The sequence below is a fragment of the Tessaracoccus luoxuelianae genome, from assembly GCF_055326245.1.
Map to the genome: position 1 here is coordinate 153,126 of NZ_JBUZNO010000005.1, position 20,623 is coordinate 173,748.

1 protein-coding gene (running past one end of the window) is annotated in these 20,623 nt (G+C 69.4%); it reads right to left on the reverse strand.

Annotated features, from left to right (window positions below; translation table 11 throughout):
• Positions 1–20,623 carry the 3' portion of a hypothetical protein gene (locus ACZK39_RS09230; RefSeq protein WP_463613112.1) on the reverse strand. It continues 17,861 nt past the right edge of the window, so 20,623 of the gene's 38,484 nt are visible here — the last part of the coding sequence; the start codon falls outside the window, past its right edge; the stop codon is at positions 1–3.

Below are 20,623 nucleotides of genomic sequence, written 5' to 3' on the forward strand. Positions count from 1 at the left end.
CTACTTCTTCTTGGGCGGCTTGGTCGGCTCAGGGACCGGCTCGGGCTCCGGGTCCGCCGGGACGGGATCGGTCGGCTCGGGGTCCGCCGGGACGGGATCGGTCGGCTCGGGGTCCGCCGGGACGGGATCGGTCGGCTCGGGGTCCGCCGGGACGGGATCGGTCGGCTCGGGGTCCGCCGGGACGGGATCGGTCGGCTCCGGGTCCGCCGGGACGGGATCGGTCGGCTCCGGATCCGCCGGGACAGGATCCTCCGGGACAGGGTCGGACGGAGCGGGGACCGGATCTGCGACGAGCATGGCATCCGGCGGACTCCACCCGTCGGTGCGGATCTGCACAGACTGGTAGGAGGCCGAGCCCGCGTTGACGATCAGGCCCACCCGGCCGTCGGCCAATGCCGAGTTGTACGCCCGCGACCTGACGAACGCTCCGTTGAGCACCAGCGACACCGACGCGCCCTTGATGGTGACCAGCATCGTGTACGACGTCCCGGCCACGAGCGTCCAGGCGACGACCTCGTCGACGGCCAGGCGCCCGTGCACCACGTGGCCGAAGACAACCAGCCGCGCCGCGACGTCAAGGACGATGAACTTGAACTCGTCGACGCTGTAGAAGTCGTACACGATCCCCGCGACGGCGCCGGCGCCGAGGGTGAGCCTCGCGGTGATCTCCAGGTACGAGTTGGCCTCGAGGGTGTCGCCGAGATCCAGTAGCGTGACCGCCGGCGCCGTCGGCGTGCCGGAGGCGGTGAGCGCGCCGTCGCTCGCCGTCCAGGTGCCCTGCTCCACGTCGTCGGCCAGGCCTGCGCCGTCGTCAAACTCCTCGGTGACGTCCAGCGTGATCTGCGGCGGCAGCACGGCCACCGAGATGTTGTCGAACTTGCCGCGCGCCTGGTTCGACCCGACTCCCACGAAGCCCTTGTTCAGCCCCACCGCGACGCCGTCGATGATCCGCGGCGCGAACGTGTACGTGAACGCCACCGTGCCGCCCAACAGCACCGTGACCGTGGTTCCGTTGACGGCCACGAGCATCGTGTACCAGGTGTTGTACTTCACGCCGCCCGGGATGAAGCTCTGCACGTCGACGATCCAGCCGGCGGCGGTGCGGCGGCCCATGACCAGCTTGTTGGTGGACTGGTCGACGCCGGCGAACTTGAAGTCATCGGGGGCGAAGTAGTCGAAGATGACGTACGCGTTGGCCTTCCAGCCGCCGGTGGGCTTGGTGAGGTAGACCTGTGCGTGGATCTCGTAGTAGATCGGCAAGTACTGGTCGATGTAGTACACCGCCACCGCGTCGCCGCTGGTCGACGTCGCGGTCACGTTGAGCGTGCCACCGGAGGCCACGAAGACTCCGGAGTCGGCGAAGAAGGCTTGGGCCGTGGCGTCGTTGAAGTCGGCCGCGCGAAGGACGTCGCGCTTGCCGCCGGGCACGTTGCCGGGCTGGGGGTCGCGCGGGCCGCCGGTCTGCTCCTGCCAGAAGTCGTCCTGCTGGACGATGAGGCCGATCTCGCCGAACGGCTCGCCGTTGCGCGCGGCGCTCATCTGCCCGGCCAGCTGGGCGACGGTGAAGTCGGCGCCCTGGGCGGCGGACAGCTGGTAGAGGAAGTCGTACAGCCCCGGAGGCACCTGACGGCTGACCGTGCCGAGGCCGAACGGCGCGAACGGCACCAGGTAGCTGTTGAACTCGCCCACCCAGTCGATCAGGCGGTCGCCGCCGGTGTTGCCGATGAGCACGTCGAGCCCGGCGCCACCGACCGCGCGGTCCTCGTACGTGGTGTGCGTGTCGGGAGCGTCGTTGAGGCCGCCGTTGGTGGTGAGCACGTCGTCGGCGTTGAGGAGGTCGTTGCCCCAGCCGCCCCACAGGGTGTCGCGACCGGTGCCGCCGACGAGCCAGTCGTTGCCGTGATCGCCGAAGATGACGTCGCTGCCATCAGTGAAGTAGCCGCCACCGACCGCACGCCCGTCGAGGTGGCTGAAGTTGAGGAACCACTCGCCGCTGCCCACGAGGATCTTCCTCATGGGTGCGTACTCGTCGTAGAGCTCGAACATGGCGGTGGTGGTGTCGAAGCCGAGGAGCTGGCCGTCGTTGAACGGACGGTAGAAGTCGCTGCGGACCCCGCCGACACCGTAGCCCTCTACCAGCGCCTCGGCGCCGGAGATGGCGTCGTCGCCGGAGCCGCCGTGGATGAAGTCGTCGTCCCAGCCGCCGAAGATGACGTCGTTGGCGTGGTCGATCTCGTTCAGCGGGTTCGCCCAGTCGCCGTCGGCGGCGAACGGGGTGAGGTCGACTGTCTTGTTGAGCTGGTCGGTCGGGTGCAGGATCGCGGTCTGCACCTTGCCGGGGGTGTAGATGGTGCTCTGCTCGGTGGCGGAGATGCCGTTGAGGGGCTCGGCGGTGCCGTTGCGGGCTGTGAAGATGCGGCCGTCGTCGCCGAGGATGCCGTCGATGCCGGTGCCGCCGGAGATCCAGTCGTGGCCCCAGCCGCCGATCAGGTCGTCGTCGCCGGCGTCGCCGAAGATGAAGTCGTCGCCCGCGCCGGTGTAGACGGTGTCGTCGCTGGACTCGCCGTGGACCTCGTCGTCGCCGAAGATGTCGCTGGTGAGCGCTGCGGGCAGGATGTCCGGGCCGCCAGGGGTGTAGTCCAGCAGGTCGACGGCGCGCGGGATGAGCCGCTCGTTCGCGACGGCGCTGTACCTGTCGTAGGCGAACGTCAGGTATCCGCTGCCGGCGGTGCCGTTGATGCCCACGAGCCGGTGGATGTTGCCGTTGTCGCCGACGATGGTGTCGGAGTCGCGGCCGTGGCCGACGGGACCCTCGACGGTGACCCAGTCTTCGTCGTCGCTGACATCGTCGTTGTTGCGTCCGATGCGGGTGCCCGCGCCACCGACGATGAAGTCGGCAGCGTCCGGTCGACGGTCGGGCGTGGTCAGCGAGAAGAGGCTGGAGCTGCCACCGATGATGTCGTCACGGCCGAGGTTGCCGAAGATGGTGTCGGCGCCGCCGCCGCCCTCGATGTAGTCGTCGCCGTCGGTGCTCGCCTCGAACGACGGGTTGAGAACCAAGAAGCCGTTGGCGTCGCGGGCGGCGGAGACGTCCTCGCCGCCGGTCAGTGCGATGTCGATGGACCCGTCGCCCTGGATGACGTCGTCGCCCAGAGCACCGAAGATGATGTCGTCATGCGCGCCGCCCGCAATGTAGTCGTCGCCGAAGCGGTCTGCAGCAGACCCGGTTGCCGCGCTTTCGGTGTCGGCGTCGTGGTCGAGCAGGGTGATCCGGAAGTCGCTCCAGGCGGTCGGTCCCGCGGGGTCGTTCTGCCAGCTGCCGGTGACCTGGGAGGCGCCGGCCGTGTTGCCACCGACGACGGAGTAGATCGTCGTCCCGATGAGCACCTGGAACCGCGGGTTGGTGTGGTTGCCGAAGCTTCCGGAGCGGTCGAGCGACACGTTGTCGCCGAAGATGAGGTCACGCTGGGTGCCGCCGTCGATGCGGTCGTTTGCCGTGCCGCCGATGAGGATGTCCTCGCCGGCCTCGCCGCGGATGGTGTCGGCACCGCCGAGGTCGTTGGCGTTGACCGTGATGGTCACCACGACGAGGTTGCCCTCGCGCACCGCCAGGTCCATGAACCCGTGGTCGCCGACGGCGACGTCGTGGTTCGCGCCGACGGAGATGTCATCGCCCGTGGCGCCGCCGAGAACGAGGTCGAGGCCGGAGCCGGAGGTGATGGTGTCCACGCCACCGATCGTCGGGTTGGTGGTCTCGAGGGTGCCTGTGGTCAGCGGCAGGGTGCCCCAATTCGGGGTGGCGACAGCCAGCGAAGCGGTGAACCGGCCGTTGTCGCCCAGCACCACGTTGACGCCGTCGGAGACGGTGATCGTGTCGGCCCCGGGGCCGCCGATGACCAGGTCGTCGCCGATTCCGGAGATGATCGTGTCGTCGCCGCCGACGGCAGGGTCGGTCGACCACACGCGGTCGAAGTCTGCGGGATCGATGTCGTCGCCCGCCGAGGAGTCGGTGTAGGTGCGACCGGCGTCGGCGGCGGTCCAGTCGATGAACCCATGATCACCGAAGACGTAATTGATCCCGTCCCCGACCTGCAGGTCGTCGCCCGCAGCGCCGCCCAGGACGAGGTCATTCCCCGCACCCGAGGTCACCGTGTCCACGCCACCAATGTCTGCGTCCAGGGTCTCCACCAGCCCAAGCGTGATCGGCACACCCCACTCGACCCCATCGGTCGCCGCGGCCGTGATCCGACCGTTGTCACCGATCACAATGTTGTTGCCCTCGGACGCGGTGATCCCGTCGGCGCCCAGTCCGCCGACCACCACGTCGTGGCCGAGGCCGCTGATGACGGTGTCGTCGCCGCCGAGGTCCGTGGCCAGGGACCAGATGCGGTCGATGTCGGTGACGTCGGTGTCGAGCGACACCCAGTCGATGAAGCCGTGGTCGCCGAAGACGATGCCGCCGGCGTCGGGGCTGCCCGCCGTCTCGCCGCGGTTGGTCGTGATGTGGTCGCCCGCAGCGCCGCCGAGCACCAGGTCCCACCCGATGCCGGTGGTGATGGTGTCGGTTCCGCCGATGGTCGGGTCGACCGTGGTCACGAGCCCGAGCGGGCGGATGGCGCCGTCGGTGAAGTCGTCCACGCCGCCGTTGCCGGACTGCGCCACGACCACTCCCGCCGCGTCGACCCACTGGACGAGGCCGCGGTCGCCGACGATGATGTCGCCGCCGGTGCCTCCGTGGAGGGCGTCGTTGCCGATGCCGCCGAAGACGACCAGCGGGAGGGTGGATCCCGTGCCGACGACGGTGTCGTCGTCGGTTACGCCGGCGGGCAGGATGGCGCCGGAGGCGGGCATCTCGAAGCTCTGGGTGGAGGTGCGGGTGACCTCGACGACGACGTGTGCGGTCGAGCCGTCGCGCTGGTTCGGCGTGGCGAACGTGAGCCGCGTGTCTGTGGCGGATAGCTCGCTCTCGGCGATTTCGCTGGCGGCCAGGAGCCGGCCGTTGACCCAGACGCGGTAGCCGACGACGTCGGAGTCGTTCATCAGATCGAACGAGCCGGTGCTCTGAACCGTCCACGACGTCAGGTGCAGCGTCACGACGACGGAGCCGCCGGGCACCAGCGAGTCGAACAGTCCGATGAGATCGAGGCGCGAGCTGACGGTGTAGCGGCTCAGCGGGATGGTGGTGGTGCCGTTGACCACGACGGAGACCACGCGGTCGGCCGCGGCCGGCTCGTCGCCGTCGTCGAGGTCTGCGGTCAGGTCGAGCAGGTTGTCGTTCTGACCCTGCGTGTTGAGGACGAAGAACCCGTCCTGGCCCGCGGTCAGGTTGACCGTCACGTGGTCGTTGCCGAGGCCGGTGTTGAGCCAGGTGGTGGTGCGCACGCCCGCGCGCTCGTGGGTGCCGTCGATGACGACGCGGTCGGCGAACCCGGAGGTCCAGATGCGGATGCCGTCGGCGAAGGTGCCGGTGGAGCCGGCGGCTGCGCGCCAGGAGATGCCGGCCGGGGCGAGGCCGACGACGAAGATCTCGCCGAGGGCGGCCAGGGCGGCGTCGCGGGTCTGCGCGGCGGCGACGACGTCGGTGATGAGGACCGGGGTGGCGACGGTGCCGTCGCCGGCGCCCGCGTCCTCGTCGCTCAGCAGCAGGGTGTGGCGGCCGGCGCCGAGGTCGAGGTTGAGGGTGCCGTCGATGTCGTCGAGGTGCCCGGCGAGGAACTGCGGCTTGTCGTTGATGCCGACGTCGGCGCGCGACGAGATGTACACGCGGTCGTCGCCGGTGCCGAACGAGACGTTCGTGACGGGGAGGGTGCCGCGGACGTTCAACACGTCGTCGCCGGCGCCGAGCTGCAGGTTGAGGGTCTCGAGACCGACGTAGCGGATGCCGGCACGGGAGTCGAGGTCGGTGGCCACCGCGCCGTCACCGAGCGCGGACAGCAGGATCGTGATGGGCTCCGGCGTGGTCTCGTCGTCGTCCGCGAGGCCCTCGTTGACCTCGCCGCGGAAGCCGATGACGTAGGTGCCGCCGACCAGCCAGACGTAGACGCTGTCGCTGCACCGCGTGTCGTTCTCCTCGCCGCAGCTCATCGACACGCCGTCGTCGGCGCCGGAGGTGGTCGGGAACAGGAGCTTCTGGAGGGCGAACCGAACATCCTCGGCGGAGGTCCCGACGGCGAACCTCAGCGCGCCGATGCCCGCGGCGTCGTCGCCCTGGAGCTGCGACAACATGATCGTGAAGTGGGTGGCGCCGGCCTGCGGGGTCACCGAGTACAGCCGGTCGAGCGGGCGACCCACCTCGTCGAGGCCGGTGCGCGGGGTCATGTCGAGACCGGTGACGGTGTCCTGGGTGAGCCAGCCGAGGTTGTCCTCGGACTCGCCGTCGTCACGAAGCGTCGCAACGTCCTGCCCTGTGCCGCCGTCGAGGACCAGCAGCGCCGCCAGCAGGTCGAGCAGGCTGGTCTCGCTGCCGATGATGAACTCGTCGTCGTCCGTGCGGCCGAACGCCAGGGCTTCGGGGCCGCCCACGAGCCTGGTGTGGCCGTCGATGGTGCGGACGGTGACGGCGTCGTCCCCGAGGCCGGCGTCGATCGTCGTGGTGCCGGCATGTGTGCTGTGGACGGTGAAGGTGTCGTCGCCATAGCCGAGGAGGATCGTGAGGTCCTCGAACAGTTCGTACCGGATGCCACCGAGCACCGGGCGCCCGGCGAGTGAGTAGTCCTCGGCCATCCCGAGGCCCGTGATGCGGGTCGAGGTGAGCTCGCCGACATCGTTGGCCGGGGAGTCCTCGTTGTGGACGACGAGGGAGTCGATCTGTGCGGACTCGATCGCGTCGGCCGTGCTCGCCGTGACGGGCAGCGGGTTGCCGGAGCTCTCACCGGGCATGGTGATCGGCAGGTAGTCGTCGATGTCGAGGTACTCGTTGTCGTCCTGGTCGCCGGAGACGAACAGCGGACCCTGGACGAGGTGCGTGCGGCGTGCGGAGTCCGCGAACTCCTGGACGAGGTGGCCGTCGGCGATCAGGTCGTCGATCGCGCGGATCTCGACGTGCTGCACCATCCACCAGTTGGTGTCGTCGAAGGTCAGCACGAGGTTGCCGTCGACATCGAGGCTCTGGCCGGCGCCGAGGATGAACTCGAGCTGGATCTCGAGGCAGCCGTCGCTGGTGTCGCAGTCGCTGCCGTAGGTGTACGAGCGGATGGGGCTCACCCGGATGGTGATGGTCTCCCCCGCGGCCGGCGCGGTGGTGAGGCGCACGGTGTAGGTGGCCGACGTGCCGAACTGGCCACCGGCGGCACCCTCGACCAGGCGGATGGGGCCGCCGTCGGGGCTGATGACGACGCCGGGGGTGTCGCCGTCGTGGACGAGCACGCCGACGCGCGGGACCGTGACACCGAGGAGCTCGGCGACGTAGATCTCGGTGACGCCGAGAGTGAAGGTGTCGGAGGTCCAGGGGTCGGTCACCGTGATGGTGGTGGCGGTGTTCCAGGCGATGGTGCGGTACGTGCCCGGGCCGTCGAGGCCGACGAGGCGCAGCAGGGCGCCGGCCAGTCCACCGTCGGCCGTCGGCAGCGCGACTCCGGTCACCGTGATGGTGGTGAGGTCCGCAGAGATGGCCGTGGTCGTGCCGACCAGCGAATCGGTCGTGGCGGGCGCCGAGTAGCCGAGGATCACGAAGGCATCGCCGACGGAGGGGGCGACGTCCCACTCGCCCTCGACCTCGATGAAGGAGCCGGTGTTGTCCCAGATGAGGCGCGTCTGGCCCGCGCCCGCGCCGCTCGTGATCAGGACGGTGAAGCCCTTGAGCGCTCCGGCGGGCAGGCCCGAGGCGAAGCCGAACTCGGTGGGAACGCCGCCGGGCGCGGAGATGGCGCCGTTGATCGCGTCCCTCGAGGTGAGCCGAGTGGTGATCGTCTCGATGTGCTGGCCCTCGACGACGCCGTCGTCCTCGGCGCGCACCTTGAGCACGCGGTCGCTCGCCCAGTCGGGGGGCGTGAAGGTCAGGATGAGGACGCTGACCCACGTCGTGCCGTCGAGGGAGATCTGGAGGCCGTCGGGTGCGGTGACCTCGACGGTGGCGTTCGCCAGGGGCTGTCGGGTGAGCCGCACGGTGTAGTCGACCGTGGTGCCGCCGACGGCCCCGACGGGCTCGACGACGCTGACGCCGCCGTCGGGCTCGATGACCGCAACGTCGGGTGTCTCGTCGTCGAGGACCCGGACGAAGGTGGTCACGACCGGGGCGCCCTCGTAGTTCCCGCCGGCGACGATGGCGTCGATCGGGTGGGAGCGCTCGCCCTCGGCGGCGATGTCGTCGGTGGCGCGGACCCGGACCGTCTGCTGGACGGCGAAGTCGGCAACCGTGAACGTCAGCGTGACGGAGGTGGCCCACTCGGTGCCCGTCCAGAACTCCAGCGCGCGGTCGCGGCTCGGGGACAACGGGTTGACCGGGGGCCCCGACAGCGTGACCGTGACGTCGACGGTGGGCTGGTAGGTCAGGCGGACGGTGAGCTGGCCCTCGGTGCCGTCCTCGGGGATCACCAGCTGGCCGGCCACGGGTGCCACCACGACGATGGGCTCGTCGTTGTCCATGATCTCGGCGGCGATGCCGTCGACGGGGATGCCCTCCAGGGCGCTGCCGGCCACGGTGCTCTCCACCGAGTGCCGGATGAGGCCGGTGTGGCCGAGCAGGTCGTCGGCCTGGACGGCGGGGGCCTGGCTGCCCACCTCGACGCGGTCGGAGCCCTGGCCGCCGAACAGCGACAGCTCCACCTCGGGGTTGGTCGAGAGCACATGGAAGACGTCGTCGCCCTCCGTGCCGTAGACGGACACCCGCTCGACGTTGACGTAGCGCACGACGCGACCGGCCCCGTAGATGCCGTCGGCGGTGATGACGTACACATCCGCGAACTCGGTGCCGATGACGATGAGCGTGTCGAAGCCGGAGCCGCCGTCGATGTTGACCGGCGCGTTGGCGGCGTACTGGATGAAGTTGCGGCCCTCGCCCGCGTCGAGGGCGGTCAGCTCGGACTCGTCGACGAAGGAGCGCACGATGAAGGTGTCGTCGCCGGCCTCGCCGTACAGGTTGAGCGTGGCGACGTTCCGGAAGACCTCGAAGATGTCGTCGCCGGAGCCGCCGTGGACGTGCGCAGTGTAGGACACGCCGTTGGTGAGCCAGCCGCGCGTCGAGTCGAAGAAGTAGTCGCCGAAGTCCGGGTCGCCCTCGGAGGTCGGCATGGCGAAGTCCGCGAAGCCGAGGGCGGCCTGGACGCTGCCGGGTGCCGGGGTGGCGACCATGTAGTCGGTGTACAGCTGGCCGAAGCGGAAGATGTCGCTGCCGGTGCCGCCGAGAACGGTGAGGATCGACGAGGTGTCGTCGAAGGCGAGGGCGTCGTCGCCGCCACGGGCGTCGACCACGACGCCACCGGTCATCGTGGGACCGTAGGTCACGACCTCGGCGTCCCGGAACAGGCCCGAGACCTTGTTCGACATCTGCGCGATCATGCCGCGGCGGAACAGGAAGGTGTCGTCGCCAGCGGAGCCGCCCACGGCGAGGACGTTGGTGCCGCCGATCTGGTCCAGGACGTCGATGCGGCTGTTGCCCACGCCGAACAGCTCGATGACGAAGGTGTCGGAGTCGGCGCCGCCGTCCAGGGTGAGCCGCTGGCCCTCGATGTGGTTGACGCGCTCGCCGAGCGGGCCGAGCGGACCCGGGACGGGGTTGAGGAGCAACCAGTCGTTGCCGGCCTGGCCCTCGACGGTGGTGGCGCCGGCCAGCGACTCGATGGCGATCCGGTCGTCGCCGTCGGCGGCGTGCACCACTGTGGTCGCGGCGTGGGTGGAGTCGATGTTGAGCACGTCGTCTCCCGCCCCGAGGGTGAGGTCCAGCAGTTCGAAGTCGAGGTAGTCCACCGTCCCGTCGGTCATGGCGAGGACGCCGGTGGTGACGCTGCCCGTTCCCGTGAGGTCGTGGCCGGTGACGGGGACGATGCCGAGGGTCGCGAGCCGGCCGTCGGCTCCGGCGAGGTCTCCGGCCCAGGCGACGGTCCAGCGGTCGCCGGCCTTGGTGACGAGCACGTTGCCGACGCCGACGAGCGCCTCGAGGAGCTCCTGCATGCGCGCGGCCGAGGTGTCGAAGAGCAGCTGGCCGGTGGTGCCGTACCCGGTGACGGCGAGCGCGAAGCGTCCATCGTTGGCGCCGGTGACGGTGACGACCTGCACGAGGCTGGGCGTCGGGGCGCCGCCGGTCATGCCGAGGCCGGAGACACTGGTGCCGGTGACGACGCCGATGCGGTCGAGCGCGGTGGCCGCGTCGTCGAGGTAGAGGGTGTCCGAGCCGGTCCCGCCGGTGATGCCGAGCGGGGCGGTGATGCCCGTCAGCTCGCCGCCGATGCCGGTGAGCGTCGACGAGATGCGCACGACGTCGTCCTGGGCGCCGGTGTCGATCGAGGTGGTCCCGGCCACGCTGCGCACGACGACCAGGTCGGCGCCGTCGTTGGTGGTGAGCGCGGTGCTGCCGGTGTGGGTGCTGTGGATGGTGAAGGTGTCGGCCCCGGAACCGAGGTCGATGGTGAGGAACTCGACGCCGGTGTAGTTGATGCCGACGCCCATGCCGAGGCCGGTGATCCAGTCGAAGGTGAGCTCGCCCGTGTTGTCCGCGGTGTCACCCGTGTCGTCGATCGCCAGCAGGTCGTTGCCGGTGATGGCGGCGGGTCCGGTGCCGCCGATGACGGTGAGCTTGGCGTCGACGGCGTCGACGGTGCCGCCGATGTTGGTCCAGAGCGTGGCGGTGGTGCCGGTGCCGGCGGCGTTGGAGCCGACGGCGATGCGGTCGGTGTGCTCGCCGGTGGCGATGCGGGTCTCCACCTGGAGGGCCCGGACCGCGATCCGGTCGCCACCGGTCAGGGTGTTGATCTCGACCAGTTCGACGCCTCCGTGGGTGATCGTCCCCAGCACGGTCATGGCGCCGCCGGCCGTGAACGAGACGCGCTGGATCTGGTTGGCCTGCGTACCGATGGGCGGGGAGGCGACGACGTCGAGGATGAGGTCGTCGGGCGCCGTGGTGCCCTGGACGACGAGGCGGTCGGAGCCGGCGGTGTCGACGACGTGGACGGCGATGCCGGTGGAGCGGGTCAGCTCGACGCGGACGAGGTCGTTGCCGGGGCCGGCGTCGAGGTAGGCGGTGCCGGTCCATGCGTCTGCGGTCAGCACGTAACCGGCGACGGTGACGGTGCCGTCGGCGTCGCCGATGAGCATCGTCGTGGCCCGGTCGCCCGTGGAGGTGAGGCGCGCGATGGCGAAGATGTCGAGCAGGTCCTCGGCCACGGAGCCGACGCCGAAGTTGAGGCCGACGGCCAGGCCGACGACGAACAGGTTGTCGTAGAGGCCGAAGTCCACGCCCTCGAACGACTCGACCAGCGTGTTGGTGCCGCCGTCATCGAAGAAGGTGTCGCGGCCGAGCCCGCCGGTGACGGTGTCGTCGCCGCCACCGAGGTAGAAGGTGTCGTCGAACCTGGAGCCGATGAGCGTGTCGTTGCCGTCGGCGACAACGGCAGTGTCATCGTCGCCGTCGAGGACGAGCGCGAGCTGATCGAGGGACACGAGGGACGCGTCAATGGTGTCGTCGCCACCGCGGCCGCGGACGAAGAGCCGGTCACCCTGGGCACGCACGCCGCCGATGATCGAGACGGTGTAGCCGTTCGGCGCCTCGCGCGTGACGGTGGTCGCGGTCCCGGCGGTGCCGAGTCTGAAGGTGTCGGCGCCGGAGTTGCCGAGGATGGTAACCACGTCGGTGCCGCCGGTGCCGAGCGTGATCCCGATGGTCAGGATGCCGGACGCGTTGCCGGTGATGTCGTCGAGTGTGATCTGGTCGGATCCCGCTCCGGCGTCCACGAGGAGGTTCTCGATGCCCGAGGAGTCCTTCGTGAGACCACCGAGCGTGTGCGTGAGGATGCCCACCGGGCTGGCGGTGGAGGGCTTGCTGACCAGGTAGTTGTCTGCGCTGCCAGTGAGGACGACGCTGAGCGTGTCGGTGCCGGTGCCGCCCACCACCGGGACGGCCTCGGTGCTGGTGAAGATCGAGGAGGTGGCGACGATGGTGTCGTTGCCGGCACCGCCGTTGTAGAGCGCGGCCGAGCCCTCGAGGGTGTCGTCGTCGCCCTCGCCGTACAGCTTCGCGTCGGGGGCGTTGCCGACGAGCAGATCGTTGCCGTCGCCGCCGTAGAAGCGAACGTCGCCGGTGCCCGTGTGCCGAATGGTGTCGGCGCCGCCGCCGCCGTGGACCACCGCGGAGGCCGCGTTGGTGACGGTGATGGTGTCGTCGTTGTCGCCGCCGCAAAGGACGCTACCCGCGAAGGAGGCGGGGGCGGCCGGGGTGTAGACGGCGCACAGCGACGCGTCGCCCGCCAGCGTGCCCGACGGGAGGGCGGGCGAGCCGTGCAGGACGATCGTGTCGTTGGCGGCGCCGCCGTCGAGGATGACGGGGATCTGGACGCTGGGGTCGACCGTGACCGAGTCGACACCGCTGCCGAAATAGCCGTAGACGCGCGCGACATGCTGGTAGGTCTTCTCGTAGCCGAACGCGGAGACCTTGATCGTGGCGCGTCCGCTGCCGTCCAGGGCGCCGAGCTGCTCGATGAGGACGGTCTCGTTCTCCACGGTGCCGGCCACGTTGCGGGCGGTGCGCTGCGGCAGCGCGCCGACGTTGAGGAACAGTTGGGTGTCGGTGGGCGTCCAGGCGCGCAGGTTGCGGTACGTGCCGGACGTGCCCGCGTCGGCGCCGTAGTCCGTGCGGCCGTTGCTGGCCAGGTACGGCACGACCGGGAAGGTCACGGTGCCGATGGTGAACGTGTCGCTGCGGGAGTACCAGGTGCCGAGCACCTTGAACCGCACGGTGATCCGGAACTTCAGCGGCACGTTGCCGTTGATGTCGGCGTCGCGGGAGTCCGCGCTGACCGACAGCTCCAACCCCACCCCGAGGGAGATCTCGAAGATCTTGAAGTCGAAGTACACCTCGACGCTCGCCGAGCCGCCGATGAACATCGTGTAGTAGGTGATGCCCCAGGCGTCCACGTGCTTGAGGAAGGACACCTCGAGCGAGAAGCTTCCCCGGATGCCCATGAAGCTGCCGCCGAGTTGCATGCGGCCGGAGAGCTTCAGGCTGAAGTCGCCCTCGGAGCTGAGGAAGATGTCGCCGCTGAGGTTGAACCCGAAGAAGCTGAGACTCGCGTATGCCTTGAGGTACCAGTCGCCGGCTTGGAAGTCGGCATCGGGGCGCGCCCGCCCGACCTCGATCGTGAAGCCCGCGTTGAAGCTGAACAGCTTGAGCAGGGTCACGGAACCGGTGAGCTCCATCTTGAAGCCACGCTCGACGCCCTCGCGCACGCCGGGGGTGGTGTTGATCGACAGCGTGCCGGAGGCGCTCAGGCTGAAGATGAAGGCGTCGGCGGACACACCGACCGCGACCTTCATGACGATGCCGTCGCTGTACACGCCGGCCACGCCGTCGGCCATGAACTTGAGGCCGGCGAGGTCGAACGCGACGCCGAACTTCATGACGAAGGCGCCGCCGCCGATGCGGATCTCGGCGTAGCCGCTGCCCTTCGCGAAGCCGAGGGTGATGGAGCCGTCGAGGCGCAGCAGGAAGCCCGGCTTGACTGTGGTGCTGCCGAGCACGAAGTCGCCACCGGTCGTGTTGAGCTCCAAGAGTGCGGACACATTGAACCCGAGCCCGACGGAGCCGCCGAACCCCGCCCCGAGGCGGATGTCGATGCGGGCGACAAGGCCCTTGTTCGTGATGGAGAAGCCGGAGTCGGTGATGTAGACCGCGCCGAGGTACTGCAGCGAGGCCGACCCGTTGACGACCAGCGTGATGCCGCTGGTGGCCAGAGAGAACACGACGTGGCCGTCGATGTCGAGGACGTTGCTGACGATGAGGTGGCCGCCGAACTCGAGGCGGAAGCCGGCCACGATGTTGATGGTCTGGTTCGTGACGACGAGGTTGCCGAAGCCGTCGCGCTGGAAGCCGTTGAACACCTGGCGGCTGTTGACCTCGCGCGTGTCGAGCGCGAACGACTGGATGGTCTGCGTCGACGTGAAGGTGTTGATCTCCAGCAGGAACTGCCCGTTGAGGCTGACGCCCGGGATGCTGTTCGCGCCGAGGGTGAGCTGGACGCGCCCGACGACACCGGTCCGAGCACCGACGTACACGGCCAGGTAGATGCTGCCCGTGAGCGCGCCGAGGTACGGGATGGTGGTGCCGACGATGCCGGTCACCTCGAGGCGGGCGGTCGATCCGCTGCCGGCCGCGGTGATGCCCAGCATGCCGGTGAGCGTGAAGGCGCCACCGATGGTCAGCTCGGCCTCGATCACGGCCTTGATGTAGATCTCCGGGGCGGCGTCGGGGATCGGGGCACCGTCGAGTCCGGGTGCCGAAGCGGGGATGACGAACGTGGGCGACTGGCCCGGCAGCAGCAGCGGCAGGAACGCCGTCGGAACCGTGAAGGACTGCTCGACGAGCGTGGTGTTGAAGATCACCGACACCGACCCGGAGGCCGAGAACAGGGAGCCGACGTTCGGCAGGCCGATGCCCACGCCGGTGGACACGCGAATGCTGCCCGCCACGCCGGGGATCTCACCCGTGACGGGGTCGAGCACGGTGGAGATCATCAGCACGCCGGTGACCGAGCCGTACTCCAGCCGCGCGGAGCCCGATCCGAAGGACAGGGTGCCGGTGAGGAACAGGTCCATCGACGGTGTGGGCGGGTTGAGCGAGATGTTGAGATACACGCCGCCCTGGACCCGCATCAGTTCGTTGCCGCCGGGAGCGACGATGAGCTGTCCGACGATCTGGAAGCCGAAGCTGAACGGCTGCAGCACGAAGGTCTCGGTGAGGTCGGTGCCGCCGGGGCCGACGCCCTTGAGGGTCAGCGTCTCGGTCTTGACCTCGTTGGTGAGGTTGATGCGCAGCTGCGCCGAGCCGGAGAGGTAGAGGCCGTACTGCTCGAGAGCCTCGAAGTTGGTCTCGATGGACGCAACGCCCCACAGCTGCGGCACGGGGTACATCGGGTTGGTGCTCTCGTCGCCGATGACCAGCACGAATCGGCCGGCGGTGGCTCCGATGGTGCCGAGGCCGTAGACCTGGATCTGGCCTTGGAAGGTGAGGATGAACGAGGCGCGAGCGAAGTCGATCTCGAGGATGACCTCGGCAGTGATGTGCAGCAGCGGCTCGGGCAGGGCGTCGGCCAGCTGAAGCATGATGCCGCCGGACAGCTCGATGAAGAACGACGTGCCCTGCTCGATGACGCGCACGGACTGCGTGCCGCCGGTCGGCAGGTTGCCCGCCGAATCCGCCCAGGCACCGGCCGCGAACGTGTAGGTGAGGGTGCCGGCGGTGAGCGAGATCGGGCTGGCCGACGTGTACGCGTAGTAGGCGACGCCGCGGCCGTCCGGCGATCCGTCGGGCACGAACCCGACGCCCACGAAGGTGAGGCCGACGAGGCCGGCACCGGTCAGGGTGAAGTCCGTCGCACCGAGCGTGGAGACGTTGACGGTGGTGCCGAAGGTCGGGGTGAGGTTGACCGACAGCCAGATGCGCTTGGCGAGCGCATCGGCGGTGGGCGCCTCGGCCGACGGCGCGGTGTGGTCAACGGCGGAGAAGAGGACGCCGTCGATGTTGGACCACGAGAAGTCGATGTACGCGACGGTCAGCGTGCCCGAGGTGTAGCCGGAGAAGAAGTAGCGGTAGGTCGTCCCGCTGACGAGGACCGGTGCGCCGATGACGGTGAGGTCGCCCGCGGCGTCGCTGAGCCTGATCTCGGGGTCCGCGTCGAGGATCGACGTCGGGTCGATGGCCTTGCCGCCGAAGGGGCCGAACGTGATGTCGATCCACCCGCGACCCTTCAGCTCGGCGGAGTACTCGACCTTGTCGACGACGGACCCGGCGCCGGGGTTGGTGATCGACGTGGTGGGCGAGGCCACATACAGCGTCTCCGTCTCGGCCGCGTTGAGGTTGCCGGTCAGATCGGCGAAGCGGCCGGACAGGAAGGTGATGGTGTACGTGCCGGCGGCAAGGGTCGCGGTGAAGCTGTAGCGGTAGACGTTGGAGGTGCCGACGCGGACCGGGGCACCGAGGGCGATGAGCGCGCCGTCGGGTCCACGGAACTCGATCTCGTCGCCACTGATGGTGGTGTGGTCGAGGTCGGAACCCGAGGTGCCGCGGAAGCGGATCTCGAGGTACTTGAGCTGGTTGAGGAGGTCGCGGCCGATCGTCGCCCCTGCGAGGGGTACGGTGGCGGACTCGTCGACGTCGGTGGTGGCGGGGTTGTCGGGGATGTTGCGGACGACGTCACCCGTTGCCCCGACGACCTGGAAGGCCTTGGCGAAGAGGGTGCCGACAGGCGGCGGGCCGCGGCCCGAGGTGTCGGTGACGTTGTGCAGATCGAACGTGATGACGACCGCCCCGGCGACGAAGGTTCCCGACAGCAGGTACCGCCAGGTGGTTCCCCCCATGAACACCGCCTGGAGGATCTGGATTCCGGTGCCGGTGCCGGCGCCGGTGAGGGTGAACTCGTCGAGGTCGATCGACGAGTGGGTGATGTCGAACGGCACGCCACCCACGACGGGGTTGACGGACGGGATGTAGGTGACGTCGAGGTAGCTCTGAGTGCGGCTGGACACGCGGGCCACCACGGGAGTCGAGTCGGTGCCGAACGTCACGGCAACGGGGACGCCTGCCTGGGTCCCGGTATCGGGGGCCGCGCCTCCGTAGGTGCTGCCGGTGGACGTCAGCAGTGTCCAGGCGCCCGTCGCCGTAACGACGACGGCGTCACCGGCGGCGATCGGCGTGCCGAAGGTGTAGCGCACCCAGAGGATGCCGTCGACCAGCGCGAGGATCTGGAAGCCGGTGATGGCGACCGTGGAGCCGTTGACGGTGAGTGTGATGTCGTTGATGCCGATGCTGGACTGGTCGATGCTCAGGCCGGTGGGAGCCGTGAGCGGCACGTCGACGAAGGTGCGGGCCGGTGCGGTGAACGTGCTGCCGGGCAGATCGGCGGTCGTGGCGGCGAGGAGCGGGAGGCTGAGGGCGTTGAGCTGCACCGTGCTCGATCCTGCGGCCGCCGTGGTGTCGCGGAAGACGTGCACCGGGATCAGGAGGGTGCTGCCGGCGACCGAGATGGAGCTCGAGGTGTCGGCCACGACGGTCCACCCGGCGGTGCCTGCGGTGAATGTGAGGCCGCTGAGGAAGGCGAGGCTTTCGACGGAGGCCTCATCGAGGCTGTATCCGGCCGGGATGGACGGCAGGGTCACGGTGAGGGTGGTGCTGACGGTGCCGGCACCGATCGCCAGATTGATGGTCGGGGTGGCGGACAGCGCCGCGGTGGCAAGCAGGTAGGACCAGCTGCCGGCGATCGCGGTGAGCGTCACCGACAAGCCTGCGTCGTATTGGCCGGTCAGCCAGTAGCGGAACCGCAGCACCGTGCTGGGCACGCCGGAGGTGAGCTGGACGGGAGCGCGGGTGGCGTCGAGTTGGACGCTGCCGAGGCCCTCGCCGTAGAGCTCGAACTCGGCGGCCAGATCGAGGATGGACGCGAGGTCGAGGGTCACGCCGGACGCCGTTGGCTTGGTGAAGTCGACGTCGATGAAGCCACGCGGGGTGATCGCGACGACGCCCGCCTGCGTACCCGCGGTCACCGAACCGACATAGCCGATCGGCGCGGAGGTGAGGGCGGCGGTCAGGGCCGCGCCTCCGACCGCGGTCACCTGGACTGGGATGCGGAACTCGCCCGGCGCGCCGGTGGCGGTGATGGGGGCGGTGAGGTCGCGCTCGATGTCCCACCCGGAGCCGGCGAAGGAGAGTCCGGCGAGCCGGTTGATGACGGAGTCGGGGTCGACGGTGAAGCCGGCCGGGATGCCGTACTGGCCGCCCGCCGGGAACACGACGGCGACGCTGCCGGCGCCGGGTTCCTCGGGCGCGTCGGTGACGATGAGCGGGGCCGTGACGGTGAACAGATACGACCACGAGCCGGCCAGGAAGGTCACTGTGACGCCGCCCGAGGGGGCGAACCGGCCGCTGAGCCAGTAGCGGTAGGTCATCGTCGTCGAGGTGGTCGTCACCAGCGCGGGCGCGAATGCGCCTTCGAGCTTGACGGTGCCCAGGCCGGCCCCGCCGAGCGCGAACTCGGGCGCGAGGTCGGTGATCGACGCGGGGTCGATGGTGAAGAACGTCGGCTTCGTGAAAGTCACGTCGATCCAGCCGCGGCCGTTGAGCACGTTGATGTCGATGGACGCCCCTGGCGTGGGGTTGGACACGGTCGCGGTGGTGCCGACGACCGTGAAGGTCAGGGTGGTTGCCGCGTTGCCGGCGCCAGGGGTCGTGCCGGAGTCGGTCGTGATCGAGGCGTTCTTCACGACGTCGGCGGCGAATGTCAGCGTCCAGGTGCCCATGGCGAAGTCGCCTGAGCCGACCGCGTAGCGGAACCGGGTGATCCCCAGTGCCCGGAGGGCGGCGACCTTGAGCTGCTCGTCCGTCATGCCGTCGGTCTTGGGGAGCACGTCGACTCGGGTGCTGCCATTCATGTAGTACGCGCCCGTGTCGTCGACGAGCATGGTGATCGCGAGGAACTCGATGCCGGTGTCCGTGGTGACCGCAAGAATCGGCACGGGCGCGACGATGGTGCGGGCGGCCCCGGGACCGGTCAGGGTGAAGTCGCCACTCTGGCCGAGGATGGTGCTGAGGTCGAGGCTGGCGCCGGGCGGCGGCGTGAAGACGACGTCGACGTACTTGGTGCCGGCCTGGTTGATGACCGTGTTCTGCACGCTTCCGCCGTTGGCCGACGGGGACCCGAGCGTGACGACGGGCGCGGTCGCGGTCGCCGTCGGGTCGGGCAGGTCGGCCACGTCGAAGGTGACCTCCTGACCGGAGGAGTTCTTGAAGCCCATCTTGAGCTTGCCGTAGAGGGTGAGCAGGCGCACCTGGTCCGGGATGTCGGCGAGGAACAGGATCGTGACGCTACCGGTGGCCACCTTCGACAGGTCGGCGTAGAGCCGGCCGCTGATGGAGATGTTGTCGGCGGCGAAGTTGAGCTTGCCGATGATGAGGATCTTGCCGTCGGTGGAGATCTTGACGATCACCTGGCCGTTGAACACGGCCTGCGAGGTGTAGATCGAGTAGATCTTGGCGGAGCCGGTGATGACCATGGGTGAGGTGAACGCGGCCGCGAACCCGCTCCTGCTCGGATCCGCCGCGATGGCCTTGACCTGGTTCGCGACCTGCGTCTGCAGCTGGGCCAGCCACTGGTCCGCCGTCAGGGACGTCGGCAGCTGGAACCCCGAGGAGCGCAGCGCGAACGGGTCGTCGATGGTCGGGAGCGTGGTAAAGAACTCGACGCCGCCGAAGAAGTCGTTGATCGCCAGGCCGGAGTTGGGTTCGAGCAGGATCCCGCCCGGCACGTTGGCCGACAGGAACACCTGCAGCGGCCCGAGTTCGGACAGACCCAGGCGGATGCCGAAGCCGGCGAGCCCTGCGATGGAGATGGTGCCCTCGAGCCCGAAGTACAGCACGCGACGCGCCACCGGGGTGGTGGTGTCGAACACGCCGATGATGTTGTACAGCGAATCGAGCTTGAGGATGCCGCCCACGAGGCTGGCGGAGACCTCGCCGCCGAACATCTTGCCCTTGACGCTCACGCCGAGCGCGTCGATGCCGATGATCGGGAACTTGCCCTCAGCCAGGAGCGACGGCTGGATCCGGATGCCCTGGATGGCGCCGGTGATCTGCAGGCCGCTGAGACCCTGGATTCCGGTCACGCTGGCCGACAGGATGAGCACGAAGTCTCCGGGGGCGTTCTCGACGTCGTCCCACTGGATGCCGATCGCGTCGATCCGGACGGGCAGGAACGACGGCCACTTGAAGCTGTCGCCAGTCGCGGAGCCGATGGACAGGAACACTCCGAAGCCGGGCAGGGCCTTGAAGGAGCCGTCGCCGGTGATGGCGAAGTTGCGGCCCTCGCCGGCGATCGCCAGCGAGCCGATGGTGACCTTCGCGCCCACCGCGCCGAAGCTGGCCATCAGTGCGGAGCCGGTGGCGCCGGTGTCGAGCCGGAAGTCCCGCGCTGTCAGCGTCACGAACGTGCCGAGGCGGATCTCCAGGGTGTCGACGGTGAGCTGGAACGCCTGCACCCTGCCGTCGGCGAACGTCAGGGCGATCCGGAACGCCTCGTCGTCCATCGTGCCGTCGGGCCGCTTGTCGTCGGCAGTCAGCCGGTCCGACAGCGTGGCCCCGAAGGACTTACCCGGGAACAGCTTGGCGCCGCCGGTGGCGATGTAGATGACGCCGGTGAAGCCCGCCGGCTCGGTGCTGGGCGCGCCGGCGGCCGGGAAGCGGACCTCGAGGCCCGAGATGCCGATGCGGATGTCGTCGAGCTCGAGGATGCTACCGAGGGTGATCTTCTTGTCCGGTTGGGCGGGCGCGATCGGGTCGGGCGTCTGACCGGGCTGGGTCGACGGCAACCCGTAGGCGAGTTCGGCCGTGCCGAGGCGGAAGCCGTTGCCGTAGATGGTGAGGCCCGGGATCTGGCCGGTGCTGAGCGCCTGATCGTTGTTGCGCGTGATGTTGGAGCCGAGTGCCGGGTCG